Origin of the sequence: Nocardioides aurantiacus (assembly GCF_003752505.1) — a bacterium.
Classification (GTDB): Bacteria; Actinomycetota; Actinomycetes; order Propionibacteriales; family Nocardioidaceae; genus Marmoricola; species Marmoricola aurantiacus.
Window position 1 is genome coordinate 1,712,279 of the sequence record NZ_RKHO01000001.1, and the last position, 17,672, is coordinate 1,729,950.

General features: G+C 75.7%; 16 protein-coding genes. 10 read left to right on the forward strand and 6 right to left on the reverse strand.

Annotated features, from left to right (window positions below; genetic code table 11):
- Positions 1–85 precede the first annotated feature (85 nt).
- The 7 genes from pcaH to EDD33_RS08230 are packed head-to-tail and all read left to right on the forward strand — an operon-like array spanning position 86 to position 6,458.
- Positions 86–871: a protocatechuate 3,4-dioxygenase subunit beta gene (gene pcaH, locus EDD33_RS08200; RefSeq protein ID WP_123389965.1), complete on the forward strand. Its 786-nt coding sequence runs from the start codon at positions 86–88 to the stop codon at positions 869–871.
- Positions 868–1,440: a protocatechuate 3,4-dioxygenase subunit alpha gene (gene pcaG, locus EDD33_RS08205; RefSeq protein ID WP_123389967.1), complete on the forward strand. Its 573-nt coding sequence runs from the start codon at positions 868–870 to the stop codon at positions 1,438–1,440. Before pcaH ends, pcaG begins: the two co-directional genes overlap by 4 nt.
- Positions 1,440–2,684, forward strand: coding sequence for a lyase family protein (locus tag EDD33_RS08210; RefSeq protein WP_123389968.1), 1,245 nt, complete (start codon positions 1,440–1,442; stop codon positions 2,682–2,684). The genes pcaG and EDD33_RS08210 overlap by 1 nt, the downstream gene beginning before the upstream one ends.
- A complete protein-coding gene (gene pcaDC / locus EDD33_RS08215) occupies positions 2,685–3,941 on the forward strand; it encodes a bifunctional 3-oxoadipate enol-lactonase/4-carboxymuconolactone decarboxylase PcaDC (RefSeq protein ID WP_123389970.1) in 1,257 nt (418 codons plus the stop codon).
- Entirely contained in the window at positions 3,938–5,137 is a 1,200-nt protein-coding gene (locus EDD33_RS08220) for a thiolase family protein (protein WP_123389972.1), read from the forward strand. Before pcaDC ends, EDD33_RS08220 begins: the two co-directional genes overlap by 4 nt.
- Positions 5,134–5,811: a 3-oxoacid CoA-transferase subunit A gene (locus tag EDD33_RS08225; RefSeq protein WP_123389973.1), complete on the forward strand. Its 678-nt coding sequence runs from the start codon at positions 5,134–5,136 to the stop codon at positions 5,809–5,811. Before EDD33_RS08220 ends, EDD33_RS08225 begins: the two co-directional genes overlap by 4 nt.
- 8 nt (positions 5,812–5,819) lie before the next feature.
- Positions 5,820–6,458 (forward strand): 3-oxoacid CoA-transferase subunit B, encoded by a 639-nt coding sequence (locus EDD33_RS08230; RefSeq protein ID WP_211332468.1) that lies wholly within the window; start codon positions 5,820–5,822, stop codon positions 6,456–6,458.
- An 83-nt stretch (positions 6,459–6,541) separates the two neighbouring features.
- Here the strand turns inward: EDD33_RS08230 and EDD33_RS08235 are convergent, their stop codons facing one another.
- The 3 genes from EDD33_RS08235 to EDD33_RS08245 all read right to left on the reverse strand — a co-directional run bounded on the left by EDD33_RS08235 (position 6,542) and on the right by EDD33_RS08245 (position 10,744).
- Positions 6,542–7,405 carry an NAD(P)-dependent oxidoreductase gene (locus EDD33_RS08235; protein WP_123389975.1) on the reverse strand — a complete coding sequence of 288 codons (864 nt, stop codon included), beginning with the start codon at positions 7,403–7,405 and terminating at the stop codon, positions 6,542–6,544.
- Between the two features lie 236 nt (positions 7,406–7,641).
- Complete coding sequence (gene fgd / locus EDD33_RS08240; RefSeq protein ID WP_123389976.1) at positions 7,642–8,643, reverse strand: glucose-6-phosphate dehydrogenase (coenzyme-F420); 1,002 nt, start codon at positions 8,641–8,643, stop codon at positions 7,642–7,644.
- A gap of 4 nt (positions 8,644–8,647) precedes the next feature.
- Positions 8,648–10,744 (reverse strand): PAS domain-containing sensor histidine kinase, encoded by a 2,097-nt coding sequence (locus tag EDD33_RS08245; protein ID WP_123389978.1) that lies wholly within the window; start codon positions 10,742–10,744, stop codon positions 8,648–8,650.
- A 195-nt stretch (positions 10,745–10,939) separates the two neighbouring features.
- Here EDD33_RS08245 and EDD33_RS08250 point away from each other — a divergent pair, with 195 nt between their 5' ends.
- Entirely contained in the window at positions 10,940–11,230 is a 291-nt protein-coding gene (locus EDD33_RS08250) for a DUF1330 domain-containing protein (RefSeq protein ID WP_056539215.1), read from the forward strand.
- 142 nt (positions 11,231–11,372) lie between these two features.
- Here EDD33_RS08250 and EDD33_RS08255 read toward each other — a convergent pair whose 3' ends face one another.
- Together EDD33_RS08255 and EDD33_RS08260 are read right to left on the reverse strand one after the other, a co-directional pair.
- Positions 11,373–12,560 carry a cobalamin B12-binding domain-containing protein gene (locus tag EDD33_RS08255; RefSeq protein WP_148076961.1) on the reverse strand — a complete coding sequence of 396 codons (1,188 nt, stop codon included), beginning with the start codon at positions 12,558–12,560 and terminating at the stop codon, positions 11,373–11,375.
- Positions 12,561–12,599: 39 nt separating this feature from the next.
- Positions 12,600–13,445 (reverse strand): endonuclease/exonuclease/phosphatase family protein, encoded by an 846-nt coding sequence (locus tag EDD33_RS08260; protein ID WP_170169730.1) that lies wholly within the window; start codon positions 13,443–13,445, stop codon positions 12,600–12,602.
- Between the two features lie 65 nt (positions 13,446–13,510).
- Between EDD33_RS08260 and EDD33_RS08265 the strand changes: the two genes are divergently transcribed.
- Both EDD33_RS08265 and EDD33_RS08270 read left to right on the forward strand, forming a co-directional pair.
- Positions 13,511–14,479 carry a WcbI family polysaccharide biosynthesis putative acetyltransferase gene (locus tag EDD33_RS08265; protein ID WP_123389983.1) on the forward strand — a complete coding sequence of 323 codons (969 nt, stop codon included), beginning with the start codon at positions 13,511–13,513 and terminating at the stop codon, positions 14,477–14,479.
- Positions 14,480–14,530: 51 nt separating this feature from the next.
- Complete coding sequence (locus EDD33_RS08270) at positions 14,531–15,412, forward strand: ATP-grasp domain-containing protein (RefSeq protein WP_123389984.1); 882 nt, start codon at positions 14,531–14,533, stop codon at positions 15,410–15,412.
- 21 nt (positions 15,413–15,433) lie between these two features.
- Here EDD33_RS08270 and EDD33_RS08275 read toward each other — a convergent pair whose 3' ends face one another.
- Positions 15,434–17,668 carry a SpoIIE family protein phosphatase gene (locus tag EDD33_RS08275; RefSeq protein ID WP_123389986.1) on the reverse strand — a complete coding sequence of 745 codons (2,235 nt, stop codon included), beginning with the start codon at positions 17,666–17,668 and terminating at the stop codon, positions 15,434–15,436.
- Between the last annotated feature and the right edge of the window lie 4 nt (positions 17,669–17,672).

The following is a 17,672-nucleotide window of genomic DNA, read 5'->3' on the forward strand; positions in this document are numbered from 1 at the left end:
CGGACGTGACGGCAGCCACATCACGATTCCGCCCAGCGGAAGGCGGGGGGCCGGCCCCGTCGGGCTCCTCCCCTACGTTGCAGGGGTGACGACCTCCACCACCGACACCGCACCGGACGCCGCCGCTGCCACCCAGGCCTCGATCGACGCCGAGATCGCCGGCATCCGCGAGGAGTACGACGCGGCGGGGCGCGAGGAGACGCGCCCCCGCCTCGACTACCCGCCCTACCGGTCGAGCCTGCTGCGCCACCCCACCAAGGACCTCCACCACGCCGACCCCGAGGGCGTCGAGCTCGTCGCCCCCGTCTTCGGCCACCGCGACGTCGGGACGACCGAGGCCGACCTGACCATCCAGCACGGCGGCGACCCGGTCGGCGAGCGGATGGTCGTCACCGGGCGCGTGCTCGACGCCGACGGCCGGCCGGTGCGCCACCAGCTCGTCGAGGTGTGGCAGGCCAACGCGGCCGGGCGCTACATTCACCAGCGCGACCAGCACCCCGCCCCGGTCGACCCCCACTTCACCGGGGTCGGGCGCTGCCTGACCGACGCCGAGGGCACCTACCGCTTCACCACCGTCAAGCCCGGTCCCTACCCGTGGAAGAACCACCGCAACGCCTGGCGCCCGGCGCACATCCACTTCTCGTTGTTCGGGACGGAGTTCACGCAGCGGATGATCACGCAGATGTACTTCCCCGGCGACCCGCTGTTCGCGCTCGACCCGATCTACCAGGCGATCGTCGACCCCCGCGCGCGCGAGCGGCTGGTCGCGGCGTACGACCACGACGTGACGCAGCACGAGTGGGCCACCGGCTACCGCTGGGACATCGTGCTCACCGGCACGCACCGCACCCCGATGGAGGCCGAGCAGTGAGCGACCCCACCTCCCCCCGGGTGGCGACACCCGGCCAGACCATCGGACCGTTCTTCGGCTACGCCCTGCCCGTCGAGGGCGGCGAACAGCTGGTCCCGGCACAGCACCCGGGCGCCGTACGCCTGCGCGGCACGGTGTACGACGGCCACGGCGACCCGGTCCCGGACGCGCTGGTCGAGATCTGGCAGGCCGACGCCGACGGTCGCACCCCGACCGCCGAGGGCTCGCTGCGGCGCGACCCGTTCGAGTTCACCGGCTTCGGCCGTACGCCGGTCGACCCGGCCGGCCGCTACACCTTCACCACCGTCGCGCCGGGTGCGACCGCCCCCGGCCGGGCCCCCTTCGTGGCGATGACGGTCTTCGCCCGCGGCCTGCTCGACCGGCTGCTGACCCGCGTCTACCTGCCGCTCGACGAGGCGGTGCTGGCCGCCGACCCGTTCCTGGCCGGTGTCCCGGAGGACCGGCGGCACACCCTGGTGGCGACGCGGGACGAGCACGGCTTCGTCTTCGACGTCCGGCTCCAGGGCGAGGACGAGACGGTGTTCCTGAGCCACGGGTCCCCCGCCTGATGGCGGACCTGCTGTGGCCCGGTGACGAGCGGGCGGGCGAGGTCTTCACCGACGCCGCCCTGCTGCACGGCCTGGTCGCGGTGGAGCAGGCGTGGCTCGACGTGCTCGTCGACCGCGGCATCGCCCCGTCCGCGGCCCGCCGCGACCTCACCTCGTTGGTCACCTCCGCCGACGTCACCCTGGTCGCCTCGCGCGCGGAGTCCAGCGGCAACCCGCTGGTGCCGCTGCTGACCCTGCTGCGCGAGCGGGGCGGCCGCCCCGTGGCCGACCCCGGCCGCTGGCTGCACCGGGGGCTCACCAGCCAGGACGTCGTCGACACCGCGCTCGTCCTCGGCGCCCGCGCCGCGACACGGGAGCTGCTGGGGTCGCTCGACCGCCAGGTCAGCGCGCTCGCGACGCTGGCCGAGCGGCACCGCGACGACCTCATGGCCGGACGCACCCTGACCCAGCACGCCGTCCCCCTCACCTTCGGGCTCAAGGCGGCCCAGTGGCTGCGCGGCGTGCTCGACGCCCGCGACGCCCTGCGCGGCCTGCGCTTCCCGGTGCAGGTCGGCGGCGCCGCAGGCACCCTGGCCGCGGTGGCCGAGATCGCGGGCGGTCCCGACGCCGCCCTGGCCACGGTCGCCGACGTCGCCCGGTCGCTCGGCCTGGAGCCGTCGCCGCCCTGGCACACCGTCCGCACCCCCTTCACGGCGTACGCCGACGCCCTGGTCCGCACCACCGACGCGCTGGGCCACGTCGCCAACGACGTGCTGGTGCTGGCCCGCCCCGAGGTCGGGGAGCTCGCCGAGCCGGCCGTCGCCGGGCGGGGCGGGTCCTCGACGATGCCGCAGAAGGCCAACCCCGTGCTCAGCGTGCTCGTGCGCCGCGCCGCGCTGGCCGCCCCGGCCCTGGGGGCCCAGCTCCACCTGGCCGCCGCCGAGGCGGTCGACGAGCGGCCCGACGGCGGCTGGCACACCGAGTGGGCGACGCTGGCCACGCTGTCGCGCCGCACGCTCGTCGCCGCCTCGCAGGCCGCCGAGCTGCTCGAGGGCCTCCACGTCGACACCGGCGCGATGAGCGCCCTGGTCGCGCAGCGGTCCTCCGCGCTGCTGGCCGAGCGCCGCAGCATGCGCGAGCTCACCGCGCCCCCCGTGGGCTCCACCCGGCCCCGGCCCGAGGACGACTTCGACCCGGCGCACTACCTGGGTGCCACCGCGAGCATCATCGACGGCGTGCTCGCCCGCGCCCGTGAGGAGAACTAGATGGACGCCCCCACCGTGACCGCCGCCCGGCTGACCGGCGCCGCCCACCGCGAGCGGCTCCCGCTGCTGGTGCTGGGTCCCTCGCTCGGCACCTCGGCGGCGACGCTGTGGACCGGCTGCGCCCGCGCCGGGTTGACCGAGGTCTTCGACGTGCTGGCCTGGGACCTCCCCGGCCACGGCTACAACCACTCCGTGCCCGAGCAGCCGTTCACGGTCGCCGACCTCGCCGCCGGCGTGCTCCGGGTCGTCGAGGACGTGCTGGAGCAGCGCGGCGAGCTGGGCGGCCACTTCGCCTACGCCGGTGACTCGGTCGGCGGCGCGGTCGGCCTGCAGCTGCTGCTCGACCACCCCGACCGGCTCACCGCGGCGGTGCTGCTCTGCACCGGGGCACAGATCGGCGAGCCCGCGATGTGGGAGGGCCGGGTGGGCCAGGTCAGCGTCTCCGGGACCGCCGTGATGGTGGCGGGGTCGGCCGAGCGCTGGTTCGCCCCGGGCTTCCTCGAGCGTTCCCCCGAGACCGGGTCGGCGCTGCTCCATGCCCTGGCCGAGGCCGACGATCGGGGGTACGCCCTGGTCTGCCAGGCGCTGGCCGGGTTCGACGTACGCCAGCGGCTGGCCGAGGTCACCGCGCCCGTCCTCGCGGTCGCCGGCGTCCACGACGTCGCCACGCCCCCGGCCAAGCTCCAGGAGATCGCCGGTGGCGTCCGCGACGGCCGCTACGTCGAGCTCGCCGACACCGCACACCTCGCCCCGGCCGAGCAGCCCGAGCGGGTCGCGGCCCTGATCCGCGAGCACGTCCTCGGCGAGCAGCCGGCCCCGCCGACCGACGCTGTCGACGACGGCGGCGACGACGGGCGCTACGCCGCCGGCATGGTCGTGCGCCGGGAGGTGCTCGGCGACGCCCACGTCGACCGCGCCACCGCGGCCACGAACGACTTCACGGCCGACTTCCAGCGCTTCATCACCGAGTACGCCTGGGGCGGGGTGTGGACCCGCCCGGGCCTGGACCGCCGCAGCCGCTCGATGATCACCCTCACCGCCCTGGTCGCCCGGGGTCACCACGAGGAGCTCGCGATGCACGTGCGGGCCGCGATCACCAACGGCCTCACCGTCGCCGAGATCCGCGAGGTGCTCCTGCAGAGCGCGATCTACTGCGGCGTCCCCGACGCCAACTCCGCCTTCCGCGTCGCGCAGCAGGTCCTCACCGACCTCGGCGTCGACACCACCGACCTGGCCCCCACCGGAGGAACCCGATGAGCACCCCCACCCACGCCTACGTCTACGACGCGGTCCGCACCCCGTTCGGCAAGTTCGGCGGCGCGTACGCCGGCACCCGGCCCGACGACCTCGCCGCCACCGTCCTGCGGGCGGTGCTCGACCGCTCCCCCGACCTCGACCCCGCGGCGGTCGACGAGGTCGTGCTCGGCAACGCCAACGGCGCCGGCGAGGAGAACCGCAACGTCGCCCGGATGGCCATCCTGCTGGCCGGGCTCCCGGTCTCGGTGCCGGGCGTGACCGTCAATCGGCTCTGCGGCTCCTCGCTCGACGCGGCCATGATCGGCTCCCGCCAGGTCGAGACCGGCGACGCCGAGGTCGTGCTGACCGGCGGCGTGGAGTCGATGACCCGGGCGCCCTGGGTGCTGCCCAAGCCCGGTCGCGCCTTCCCCGCCGGCAACCTCGAGGCCGTCTCGACCGCACTGGGCTGGCGGTTCGTCAACCCCGAGATGCCCGAGGAGTGGACGGTCTCGCTGGGCGAGGCCAACGAGCAGCTGGTCGAGCGGTTCGGCATCTCGCGCGAGCGGCAGGACGAGTTCGCCGTCTCCTCGCACCACCGCGCCCACCAGGCGTGGGAGGACGGCTTCTACGACGACCTCACCGTCGTGGTCGAGGGCAGCGACCTGCGCCGCGACGAGGGCGTGCGGGCGTCGGCGAGCGTCGACTCGCTGGCGAAGCTGCGCCCGTCGTTCCGCAAGGACGGCACCATCACCCCGGGCAACGCCTCCCCCCTCTCCGACGGGGCCTCCGCGGTGCTGCTCGGCAGCGAGGCCGCCGCCACCGGGCTCGGTCGCGACCCGCTCGCGCGGATCGCCGGCCGGGCCGCCCACGCCCTGGAGCCGCAGGCGTTCGGCTACGCCCCCGTCGAGGCGGCCGAGAAGGCGCTCGCCCGGGCCGGCATCGGTTGGGCCGACGTCGGCGCGGTCGAGCTCAACGAGGCCTTCGCGGTGCAGTCGCTGGCGTGCCTGGACGCCTGGAAGGTCGACCCCGAGATCGTCAACACCCGCGGCGGCGCCATCGCCGTGGGCCACCCGCTCGGTGCCTCCGGCGGCCGGATCCTCGGCACGCTGGCCAAGGTGCTGCGCGAGGAGGGTCGTCGCTGGGGCGTGGCCGCGATCTGCATCGGTGTCGGCCAGGGCCTGGCCGTGGTGCTGGAGAACCCCGGGGCGGCGTCGTGACCGACGTCCTCGAGGCGACCGACGCGCTCGCGGCCGCCGACGCCGCGGTGGCCGACGTGCCGGACGGTGCGACCGTGCTCATCGGTGGCTTCGGCGCGGCGGGCCAGCCGGTCGAGCTGATCGACGCCCTGCGCCGCCGCGGCGCCCGCGACCTGACCGTGGTCAACAACAACGCCGGCAACGGCGACACCGGGCTGGCCGCGCTGCTGGCCTCCGGCGCCGTGCGCAAGATGGTGTGCTCGTTCCCCCGCCAGAGCGACTCGTGGGTCTTCGACGACCTCTACCGCGCAGGGGAGATCGAGCTCGAGGTCGTGCCGCAGGGCAACCTCGCCGAGCGGATGCGCGCGGCCGGGGCCGGGATCGGCGCGTTCTTCTCCCCCACCGGTGTCGGCACGCCGCTGGCCGAGGGCAAGGAGGAGCGCACCATCGACGGTCGCCGCTACGTGCTCGAGCTGCCGATCCGAGGTGACTACGCCCTGGTCAAGGCCCACGTCGCCGACCGGGCGGGCAACCTCGTCTACCGCAAGACCGCGCGCAACTTCGGGCCGGTGATGGCCACCGCGGCCGCCACCACGGTCGTGCAGGTCAGCAAGGTCGTGGAGACCGGCGCGCTCGACCCGGAGGTCGTCGTGACCCCCGGCATCTATGTCGACCGGGTGGTGGTGACCCCGTGACCGATCCCGTGAGCACGTCCGAACCGCTGACCAAGGACCAGATCGCGGCGATGATCGCCGACGACATCCCGACCGGCGCGTTCGTCAACCTCGGCATCGGCCAGCCCACGCTGGTCGCCGACCACCTCGACCTCGAGCGCGGCGTGGTCCTGCACACCGAGAACGGCATGCTCGGCATGGGCCGGGCGGCGGTCGGCGACGAGGTCGACCCCGACCTGATCAACGCCGGCAAGATCCCCGTCGTGGAGACGCCGGGGGCGTCGTACTTCCACCACGCCGACTCCTTCGCGATGATGCGCGGCGGCCACCTCGACGTCTGCGTCCTCGGCGCCTTCCAGGTCGCGGTCAACGGCGACCTCGCCAACTGGCACACCGGCGCGCCCGACGCGATCCCGGCCGTCGGCGGCGCGATGGACCTCGCCATCGGCGCCAAGGACGTGTTCGTGATGATGACGCTCTTCGGCAAGGACGGTGCGTCCAAGCTGGTGCGCGAGTGCACCTACCCGCTCACCGGCGTCGCCTGCGTCAGCCGGGTCTACACCGACCACGGCGTCTTCGAGATCACGGCGGACGGCGTACGGCTGCGGCAGGCGTACGGCGCGACCCTCGAGGAGCTCGAGGGCCGCACCGGGTTGAGCCTGGCCTAGCGCGACCGGGCAGTTCTGCTCAGTCAGGGCCCGCCGACCGGGCAGTTCTGCTCAGCCAGGGTCCGCCGACCGGGCAGTTGTGCTCAGTGCGCGGCGTACGTCGCGGCCATGTCCTCGTCGCCGTGGCCGGCCTCGACCGCGCGGACGAGGTGGTCCCGGATGCCCGGGATGGCAGCGAGGTCGACCCCGGCGCCCTCGGCGGCGGCGAGGATCAGCTCGACGTCCTTGACCGCACCGGACAGCGCGAACGCCGGCTCGTAGCTGCCGGCGAGCATGGCCTTGCCCTTGACCTGGACGTACGGCGCGTCCATCGCCCCGCCGCTGACCGCCTCGAGGAACAGCGCCGGGTCGAGCCCGAGCTCGCGGGTCAGTGCGAGCGAGTCGGCGACGCCCTCGAGCACGGTGACGACCCAGGCGTTGGCGGCCAGCTTGAGCCGGCTGCCGCCGCCGGGCTCCTCGCCCACCCACACGGTGCGGCTGCCGATGGCGTCGAGCACGGGCGCCACGCGAGGGCGTACGTCGGACGGGCCGGCCGCCAGCACCACCAGCGCACCGTCCTCGGCCGGCTGCTTGGTGCCGAGCACCGGGGCGTCGACCAGGGTGACGCCGAGGTCGGCCGCCAGCGCCACGACGCGGTCGGAGCCGTCGACACCGATGGTGCTCTGCTGCACCCAGATCGTGTCCGGGCCGAGGTGGCCGCGGGCCCGCTCCATGGTCTCGAGCACGCTGTCCGCGTCGTACAGCATGGTAAGGACGACGTCCGCCCCCGCGACCGCCGAGGCGACGTCGTCGGCGACCTCGGCCACGTCGGCCAGCGGCTCCGCCTTGTCGCGGCTGCGGTTCCACACCGTGAGCGGCAGGCCGGCGGCGGCGAGGTTGCGCGCCATCCCGGCACCCATCGTGCCGGTGCCGAGCAGGGTGACGGACGGGGTGGTGCTGCTGGACATGGGGGTCCTCTCGGGCGGGTCGGGCGGTCAGGGGTCACGTACCCCGCGGCGCCCGGCACAACTGCCCGGTCGGCGTCCCCGGGACGAGCAGAAGTGCCCGGTCGGCGGCCCTGGGGCGAGCAGAGCTGCCCGGTCGGCGGCCCTGGGACGAGCAGAAGGGCCCGGTCGGCGGCCCCGGGGCGAGCAGAGCTGCCCGGTCGGCGCTGCCGGGACGAGCAGACGTGCCCGGTCGGGGGCTATAGGGCGCGGAGGCGGGGCAGCACATCGCGGCCGAAGTCGCGCAGGAAGGTCTCCTGGTCGTGGCCGGGGGCGTGGAAGACGAGGTGCTCGAAGCCGGCCTCGAGGTAGGGACGGACGTCCTCGACGACGGCGTCCGGGTCGGTCTCGACGATCCACCGCTGGGCGACCTGCTCGATCGGCAGCTCGTCGGCGACGCGGGCCATCTCGACCGGGTCGTCGACGCCGTGCTTCTGCTCGGGGGTCAGCGACAGCGGGGCCCAGAAGCGGCAGTTCTCCAGCGCCTGCTCGCGGGTGGCGGCGTAGGAGAGCTTGATCTCGATCGTGCGGTCGATGCTCGCCGGATCGCGGTCGCCCGCCTCGGCGCCGGCGAGGACGGCCGGGAGCAGCTTGTCGGTGTAGAGCTCCATCCCCTTGCCGCTGGTGCAGATGAAGCCGTCGCCGGCGCGGCCGGCGTACTTCGCCACGACGGGTCCGCCGGCGGCGACGTAGACGGGCACGCCGCCCTCGGGCCGGTCGTAGACCGTCGCGTCGACGGTGCGGTAGTAGTCGCCGTCGAAGCTGACCCGCTCCCCCGCCCACAGGGCGCGCATCAGCCGCACCGACTCGCGCAGCCGCGCGAAGCGCTCCTTGAACTCCGGCCACTCGGCACCCGAGACGGCCGTCTCGTTGAGCGCCTCGCCCGTGCCGACGCCGAGGACGACGCGGTCGGGGTAGAGCGAGCCCAGCGTGCCGAACGCCTGCGCCAGCACCGCGGGGTTGTAGCGGAACGTCGGGGTGAGGACCGAGGTGCCCATCACGATCCGCTCGGTGCGCTCGCCGAGCGCGGCCAGCAGCGAGAGAGCGAACGGGGCGTGGCCGTCGACGTGGCGCCACGGCTGGAAGTGGTCGGAGACCATGACGCTGTCGAGCCCCACCTCCTCGGCGAGGACACCGAGCTCCACGAGCTGACGGGGGTCGAACTGCTCCGCCGAGGCCTTGTAACCGATGCGCACGCTCACGCGGTCACTGTGCCAGAACCTCCCCCGTGGACGGCAGCGGCAGCCAGAGCCGGAGCCGGGTGCCGCCCTCGGGGCCGGCCCCGACCTCGAGGTCGCCCCCGGCCACCGTGGCGCGGTCACGCATGCCCGCCAGGCCGAGGTGCCCCGGACGCGACTCGTCGTGCCCGGGCGCGATGCCGCGGCCGTCGTCGAGGACGCTCACCGCGACCCCGTGCTCGTCGGTGCGCACCTCGACGTGCACGTGGGAGGCCTCGGCGTGCTTGCGCACGTTGACCAGGGCCTCCTTCGCCACGCGGTACGCCGTGACCCGGGTCGCCTCCGGCAGGGATGTGGCGCCGTGCCCGTCGACGGTCCAGCCCACCCCCACCTCCCCCAGGACGTAGGACGCGGCCTCCTCCAGCGCCGTCACCAGGTCCGTACGCCGGGCCGGCGACTCGAGGTCGAAGAGCAGGTGCCGCAACCGGCCGGTCGCCCCCGCCACGGTCTCCTGGACGGTCTCGAGCGAGCGGCGCTGGTCGTCGTCGAGGAGCTCGGCGAGCTGGCGCTCCAGCAGCCCGAGCCGCAGCTGCACCGCGGCCAGCGCCTGCACCGAGTCGTCGTGCACGTCGGCGGCGATCCGGGCCCGCTCGTCGTCCTGCACCTCGACCAGGCGGGTGAGCAGCTCCTGGCGCTCGTCGGCGAGCTGCTGCAGCCGCTGCTCCGCCTGGTCCATGTCGGTGACGTCGCGCTGGATGCTGCCGAGGGCGAACGCCGTGCCGGTGGCGGGGCTGCGCATCACGAAGCTGTGGCTGAGCACCGGCACCGGCGGCCGGCCCGCCTGGTGCCGCAGCCAGGTGCGCGACTCGAAGTGGCCGGAGGACCGCAGCTGCGGCATCGCCACCGACCGCGTCCGCTCGAGCTCCTCGTCGGGCCGGAACGCCTCGTAGCCCATCCCGCGCACGTCGGCGTCCGCGGAGATCCCGGTCAGCTCGCGCCCGGCCGGGTTGAGGTAGAGCAGCCGACCGTCGAGGCCTGCGATGGCGATGAAGTCGTCGGAGGCCTCCACCAGCGCCGCGAACCGCTGTCGCTCCAGGGCGCTGGAGCCCAGCATGGTGTCGGTCTCCTGCTGGTCCTCCCGCAGCGTCAGCAGGCCCCGGCCCATCGCCACCACGACGGCGCTCGTCAGCAGCACCTGGGCGACGGCCGACGGGCGGTCGTCGACGAGCCCGACGACCAGCAGCCCCACCAGCGAGAAGACGGCGAGCGCGGCGGTCCAGGCGATCCCGGGGGCGGTGATGGACCGCGTCAGCTGGTCCGGCTCCTCGGCCGCACCCGGCTCGGGACGCTCCTGCAGGGCGGCCGCGGAGGACCAGGGGGCGAGGCAGACGAGCGCGGTCCCGACGTACGCCAGGGCGGAGACGGGGGTCCCGGGACGCCACACCCCCTCGTTGACCATCAGCAGGTAGGTCACGTCGACCGCGGCCGAGACCACGATGCCACTCAGCAGCACCAGGTCGGGACGCTCCGCGCGGCAGCCGGCGGCCACCAGGGCGGCGACGAGGACGAGCGCCACGACGTCGAGCAGCGGGTAGGCGAGGTTGACGCCCACGGCGGCCGGCGGCGTGCCGGGGGCGTCGGCGGCGCGCAGCACCGGCACGACGACGGCCAGGGCCAGGCCCGCGGCCGCCAGCGCCCCGACGAGCCCGTCGAGCAGGAGGAGCCGGGAGAGCGCGAGCGCGCGACCGTGGCGGGCGCGCGAGGCGAGCGCCACCAGCAGCAGCAGCGCGCTGGTGATCCAGAACCCGTCGCTGACCGAGGGGTACGGGATCGGCTGCTGCGTGCGGACCACGCTGAAGAAGAGCAGGAAGGCGATGCTGCGGGCCGTCATCGCGGCCGCCACCAGTCCCCACAGCAGCCGGTCGCGGCGCACCAGCAGCGGACGCAGCACCACCAGGGCCGCCATCAGGACGTACGCCGTGCCCTGCAGCCAGCCGTCGACCGGCACCCAGAAGCCGGGCCGGGACCGCACACCCGGCACGGTGGTGACGGCGAAGACGACACCGACCAGGACGACGCCGGTGATCAGCACGCGCACTGCGAGGGGACGGCGTACGACGGACACGGGACCCCCCTCGTGATCGTGCCCGTCCCGCGCGCGACCGCCCGGGACGTCGGCCCACGATATACGTCCCGCGGCACGGCGCACCCGGCTCAGCCGCGCGCGCTCCCGGTGCGCCGAGCACGAGGACGAGCAGCCCCGGCCCGGTGAGCGGGCCCACCCGGTCCCGCTCCCGCCGCCGTCCGACAGGATGGCGGCATGACTGCCTACTGGATCAGCGTCTACCAGGAGATCACCGACGAGGCCAAGCTGGCGGCGTACGCCGAGCTGGCGGGGCCCGCCATCCGCGAGGCCGGCGGCCGCTTCATCGCCCGGGGCATGCCCGAGGAGGTCTACGAGGCCGGCCGGATGACCCGCACCGTGCTGGTGGAGTTCCCCTCCGTCGAGGTCGCCCGCGAGGCCCACGACAGCCCGGCCTACCAGGAGGCCCTGGCCGCCCTCGACGGCGGCGCCGTGCGCGACCTGCGGATCGTCCCCGGGGTGGAGTAGGGGACCTGGGTCGGCCCCTGCGCGCCGGCTGTTTCCCAAGGTCGCTGGGGACTCAGCCACTGCGCCGGAGCAACGATCCCGGCACTGCACCAGGCTCCCCGGCGCAGCGGGCTCTCGGTCCGCTCGACCGACGGCAGACCCCTCAGCCCCGCGGTGGTGCCAACCGGTCGATGAGCTCGTCGGCGGTGAGCTGCATCTGCGCGGCGAGGAGGTCGAGGGCGCCCTCCACGTTGCGCTCGTCGAACTCGTAGCGGCGCACCAGCTCGGCCAGCGCGCGCTCGCGGCGCGTGGCGCGGGACCCGTCGTCGTCGGTGGGAGGCGCCGCGGGGACGGCCCAGTCGCGGCACAGGGCGATCGCCTCGGCGGGGCCGGCAGCCCAGCCGTCGGCGCCCAGCGTCCGGGCCAGGTCGGGCTTGGCGTCGACGGCACGCCCACCGAGGACCACGCGTACGCCGCGGCACGCGGCGTCGGCGCGCAGCAGCGCGATCGTCTCCCGGGCGGGCGCCAGGCTGGCGGGCAGCGTCACCGACAGCGCGACCACCTGGGGTCGGACCGTGGCCACGAAGGCGACGAGGTCGGGCCCGGGCACGCCGGCGCCGAGGAACTCGGTCTCCCAGCCCTCGTTCTGCAGCAGCTCGCACAGCATCCGCAGGCCGAGGTCGTGCCCCTCCGAGCCGACGGCCGAGGCCACCAGGCGCGAGGTGACGCGGCCCGAGACCTGGTCGCCGGGGGTGGACACGAGCGCGAGGCAGGTCTGGGTGACCGCGCTGATGAAGTGCTCCTGGGCGATGGTGATCAGCCCCGCCTGCCACAGCCGGCCGACCTCGACCTGGGCGGGCTGGAGGATGCCGAGCGTGATCTCGGCGGCGCTGGCACCGCGGCGCAGCGCCTGCTCGACCACGCCGACCGCCGGGGTGCGGCGCAGCGTCAGCGCCGCCCGGAGGTAGGCCGCGGCTCCCGCGGGCAGGTCCGGCGTCGAGGCGGCAGGGGGGTCGGCGACCAGGTGGGCGACCTCGCCGTGCAGCAGGCGGACCCGGCTCGTCGCCGGTGGGGTGAGGTGGGGTCCGAGGGCGCTGACCACCGCGCGACGCACGTCCAGCGCCCCGAGGTCGAGACCGAGCCCGCGCAGCCGCGCGTCCTCCCAGCGCACCTGCTCGGCGAGCAGCTCCGGCGCCCCGAGCTCGAGCGCGGTGGTGAGCGCGTCCACGTGCAGCCCGACCAGCTCGAGCAGCTGCACGTCGGTGCCGCCCAGGCCGGCGGCGACGTCGCGGGCGAGGTCGGCACGCGGCACCGCCCGGATCTCGGCGACCGCTCCCGCCACTCCTGTCACACGGGCATCGTAGGCAGGTGGGTGGAGCCGTGCAGGGGTTCAGCCGAACCGCTGCTCGCCACCCGTGCGGTGCACCTCGGCGGCCACGCCGAGGTGGTCCGACCCGCCCAGGCGCGGGGTGCCCCGCTCGCGCAGCGCCAGCGGCGCCCCGCCGGCGTCGAGCAGCACGTGGTCGAGCCGCCGCCGCGGGTGGTGCGAGGGGTACGTCGGCGCCGACCCCGAGCCAGGCAGGCCGCTCACCCGACCCGGCGCCCGACCGGCGAGGTTGAGGTCACCCAGCAGCACCAGCGGGCGCGGCAGGTCGGCGGCCCACGCCAGCAGCGTGCGGAGCTGCCGGCGCGCCTGCCAGGGTGCGAAGGACAGGTGGGTGGTGACGACCGTGACCGGACCCGCCGGTCCGTCGACCTCGGCGGCGAGCGCGACGCGCGGCTCGTCGGGCACCCAGAGCACCCGCCGGCCGGCCCCCGGCGGGAGCGGCACCGGGATCCGCAGCCGCGACGGCGCCAGGTGCAGCTCGTGCGTGGCGCGCACGGTCAGCCGGGAGTGCAGCGCGACGCCGTACGACGGAGCCGCCGGGTCGGGTCCCGGGGCCGGGCGGACGCCGACGAGGGACCCGGGCTCCCCGTGCACGGCCGCTGCGAAGGTCGACGACCACGCCGTCCCGTCGGCCGCGAGGGCCGCTCCCAGCTCGCCGGTCTGGTCGGCCCCGCCGGAGCGCGGCAGCCGGTGGTCGACCTCCTGCACCGCCCACACGTCGGCGTCGATCCTGTGCTGGGCCTCGGCGACCGCGTCCGCCCACCGCGTGTGGTCGATCCGACCCCGTCGGTCGCGTCCGGACGCGGCGTTGGCCGTCACCACGCGCAGCACCGTCCCGTCACCGACCACCCCCGCATCCTCGCCGCCGCCCACCGGGCCGTCCGGGGCGGGGCGTCCCGGGACAGACTGGGTGCGTGACCACCACCTGGCCCGACGCCTCCCCTCCCCTGGTCCGTCGGCCCGCGGCCGAGGAGGAGCACTACCGCGACTTCCTGACCGGGCCGGGCGACGAGCGGCGCCCGGTGCTCGTGGTCACGGGCAACTGCCAGGCCGAGTCGCTGCGGCTGCTCCTCGACGGCGACGACGTGCGCACGGTGCGGCTCCCGCCGCTGCACGACGTGCGGCCCCACGAGGTCGAGCCGCTGCACCGCTGGCTCGCCCGCACCGACCTGCTCGTGGCCCAGCCCGTGCGCGCCGACTACCGCGGCCTGCCGCTGGGCACCGAGCAGCAGGTGGCCCGGCTACCGGGCACGGCCGTGGTCGCACCGGTGCCGATCGTCCGCTACGCCGGGCTGCACCCCTGGCACCTCGTGATGCACCCGCCGGGCCTCGCCGACCCCGAGCCGCCGGTCGTGGCCTACCACGACGTCCGGCTCGTGGCCGAGGCCGCGTGGCGCCGCGCCGGCGGCACCGCCCCGCAACCCGGGCCCACCGCACCGGCCCGGGTCCTGGCGGTCGCCGCCGCGTCGGTCGCCGAGCTGGCGCGACGGGAGGCCGCCGCGGGCGCGGTCCCGGTCAGCGACCTGCTGGAGCACCCCGCCGGCGACACCGTCCGCACCGTCAACCACCCGGGCAACCGGCTGCTCGAGCCGGTGGCGGCCCGGGTGCGGACCGCCCTCGGCCTGGAGCCACGGGCCACGACCGTCACCCGGCCGCTCCTCACCTCCGTCGTCGCTCCCCTGGAGCCGGCCGTGGTCGCGGCGCACGGGCTCGCCGACGAGCCCCGTCCCGACTGGCGCGTCGGCGGGACCCCGGTCACCGCCGCGGCCGTCGCCACGGCCCAGCTCGCGTGGTACGCCGCCCGCCCCGACGTCCTCGACCTGGCCCTCGCCCGCTCCGCCGAGGTGCGCGCGCTGCTGGGGCTGCCGGGCCCCGACGACTGAGCCACCCCCGGTGGCTCGCGCCCGTCGGTGGCACCTGGCACGCTGCGCTGCGTGATCGAGCGACTGGCGTGGGTGACGACACGGGGCGCGCGCGGCCGCGACGAGGACGAGCCGCTGGTGCTGCCGGCGCTGGCACGTGCCGGGGTCGCGGTCGACGTCGTCGACTGGGACGACCCGCACGTCGACTGGGCGGCCTACGACCGCGCCGTGCTGCGCTCGGCCTGGGACTACCCCGACCGCCTCGCGGAGTTCCTGCCGTGGCTCGACCGGGTGGCCGCGGCGACCGACCTGGTCAACCCGCCGGCCACGGTGCGGTGGAGCCTCGACAAGCACTACCTGCGCGACCTCGACGCGGCCGGGGTCCCGATCACGCCGACGACGTTCCTGCTCCCCGGCGAGCAGGCCGACCTGACCCACCTGGCCCAGGGCGACTTCGTGGTGAAGCCGGCCGTGGGCGCGGGCAGCCGCGACACCGCCACCTACGGCCCCGAGCACCACGACGTCGCGCTCGCCCACGTCGCCCGGCTGCACGCCGCGGACCGGGCGGTGCTGGTGCAGCCGTTCCTGGCCTCGGTGGCCACCGACGGCGAGTGGCCGCTGGTCTACCTGCAGGGGCACTTCAGCCACGCCGCCAGCAAGCGCGTGGCGGTGCCGCGGGCCGGCGCGGTCGAGGACCTGTTCGCCGAGGAGACCAACGCCCCGCACGACGCCGAGCCCGCCCAGGTGGCGGTGGGCGACGCCGCGATGGAGGTGGTGACCGGGCTGCTCGGCACCCCGGCCTACGCCCGCGTCGACGTCGTGCGCGACGACGACGGCGGCTGCTGCGTGCTCGAGGTCGAGCTCGTCGAGCCCTCCCTGTTCCTGCCGTACGCCGAGCCGGCCGCCGTCGACCGGCTCGTCGGCGCCCTGGTCGGAGGCCCGAGGAGTCGGTGACACCGCGTCGGCCGGACGGGGTCAGGCCCGGACGTCGGCCCAGACGGTCTTGCCCTCGCCGCGGGGCTCGACGCCCCACTCCGTCGACAGCGCCCCCACGACCAGCAGGCCGCGGCCGCCCGTCGCGTCGGAGTCGACCGCCCGCGGCCGCGGCACCTTGGACAGCGAGTCGGTCACCATCACCCGCACGGCGCCCTCGTGGCGGCGCAGCTCCAGCCGCGCCGGGCCCTCGGTGTGCACCAGCGCGTTCGTCACCAGCTCGGTGATCAGCAGCGACACGACGTCGTCGAGGTGCAGCAGGCCCCACCGGACCAGGGTGCGGCGGCCGAAGCCCCGGGCCGTGGCCACCTCGGGCACGGTCGCGACGTGCAGCTCCTCGCGCCGGTAGCTCGCGGCCGGGCCGGCGTACTCGCAGGCCAGCACGGCGACGTCGTCGCGCGCCCGCACCCCCACCCGGGCGAGCACGTCGTCGACGTCGTCCTCCAGGCGCTCCTGGCGGGCTGCGCTCGTCACGTCGCCGTCGCGGGCCGCGGCCGTGGTGCCGTCGCCGCTGCCGGTCGTGGCCACCTCGCGGAGCAGGGCGGCCACTCCCTCGTCGACGTCCTCGCCGGGCACCTCGACCAGCCCGTCGGTGTAGAGCAGCAGCCGGTCGCCCGCCCCGAGGTGGAGCTCGGTGGTGGGCCACTCCCACTCGGGCAGCACCCCGAGCGGGATGCCGCCGTCCCCCTCGACCTCGACGACCTCGCCGTCGGCGCGCCACAGCAGCGGCAGCGTGTGGCCTGCCCGCACCACCGTCACGTGGCCGGTGGCGGGCTCGATGCGCACCAGGCAGCAGGTGGCGATCGCGTCGGTGCGCAGCGTCTCCATCACCCGGTTGACGCGGGCCAGCGCGACGTGGGGCGGGTGGCTCTCGACCAGGTAGGCGTTGAGCGCCACGCGCAGCTGTCCCATCACCGCGGCCGCGCCGATGCTGTGGCCCTGGACGTCGCCGATCACGAGCACGACCGCCCCGTCGGGGGTGGCGATCACGTCGTACCAGTCACCGCCGACCTCGGCGTCGACCGCCGACGGCACGTAGCGCACCGCCACCGCCAGCGACTCCACGTCGGGCAGCGCCAGGGGCAGCAGCGAGCGCTGCAGCGTCTGCGAGACCGAGATGGCGTACGCCGCGCTGTCGCGCAGGGCGGCCTGGGCCGCGGCCTCGGAGTCGCGCAGCTCGACCTGCAGCAGCGCCAGGGAGAGCTGCTCCACCGCGCTGCGCAGCCAGTCGAGCTCGACGGCGTCGAAGACCCGCGGCTCGCGCCACGCCAGCGCCAGCACACCGAGCGTCCGCTCCCCCACCACGAGCGGGAGCAGCACCGAGGCCTCCATGCCCGTCACCGCCGCCCCGACCCGGGGGAAGCGGGCCGCCAGGTCGGCCACCGACTCGTGCACCAGGGGCCGCCGCTCGGCGGCGCACACGGCCACCGGGTTGTCGCCCTCCGCGGGGAACTCCGCGTGCTGGGGCCGCTGCGGCGCCTCGGTCGCCCCGCGAGCCGGGGCGACGCTGACGCCGGCCGCGGCGCGGTAGACCGACCCCTCGCGGAGGTAGACCCCGACGCGACTGGCCCCCAACGGACCGACCAGCGTGTCGACGACGGCGAGCAGGACCTGGTCCCGGTCGTCGGCCCGGGCCAGGCGCGAGGTGATCGTCTGCAGCAGGGCGAGCCGCTCGGCGGCCTGCTCGGCCTCCCGCCGCGCCAGCTGCTCCTGGGCGTAGGACCGGGCGTTCTCGACGGCCACCGCCGCCTGGGTCGCGACCAGCCGCACCACGTCCTCGCTGCGCTCGTCGAACGCGGCGACCTCGGGGTGGCCGAACAGGAGCGCGCCGATGACCTCGCCCGAGCGGGCCACGACCGGGGTGCCGAGGTAGCTGCGCAACGGCCGGCGGCCGCGGCGCACGGCGTCGGGCAGGTCGTCGCCGACGTCGTCCAGGCGCACCGTCTCCCGCCCCGCGAAGGTGGCGGAGAAGAGCTCGACCAGCCGGGGCACCGGCAGGTGCGCGAACTCCTGCGGGCCCACGCCCGAGGCGACCCGCAGCCCGCCGCGCGTCGCCCCGTCGTCGGAGGAGTGGTAGAAGAACGCGCCGAAACGGGCCGCGGAGAGCCGGGTGCCGGCGTCGGTCACCGACTGCAGCACGCGGTCGAGGTCGAGGTCGGAGGTGATGGCCTCGGTCATCTCGACGAAGACGTGGAGGTCGTCCAGGATCCGCTGCACCCTC

What these genes read in the sequence shown, in the direction of transcription:
- EDD33_RS08210 (WP_123389968.1), top strand. Translation starts at nt 1,440, where the DNA reads ATGGCGGACCTGCTGTGGCCCGGTGACGAGCGGGCGGGCGAGGTCTTC.
- EDD33_RS08235 (WP_123389975.1), bottom strand. Translation starts at nt 7,405, where the DNA reads ATGTCCAGCAGCACCACCCCGTCCGTCACCCTGCTCGGCACCGGCACG.
- EDD33_RS08250 (WP_056539215.1), top strand. Translation starts at nt 10,940, where the DNA reads ATGACTGCCTACTGGATCAGCGTCTACCAGGAGATCACCGACGAGGCC.
- EDD33_RS08220 (WP_123389972.1), top strand. Translation starts at nt 3,938, where the DNA reads ATGAGCACCCCCACCCACGCCTACGTCTACGACGCGGTCCGCACCCCG.
- pcaDC (WP_123389970.1), top strand. Translation starts at nt 2,685, where the DNA reads ATGGACGCCCCCACCGTGACCGCCGCCCGGCTGACCGGCGCCGCCCAC.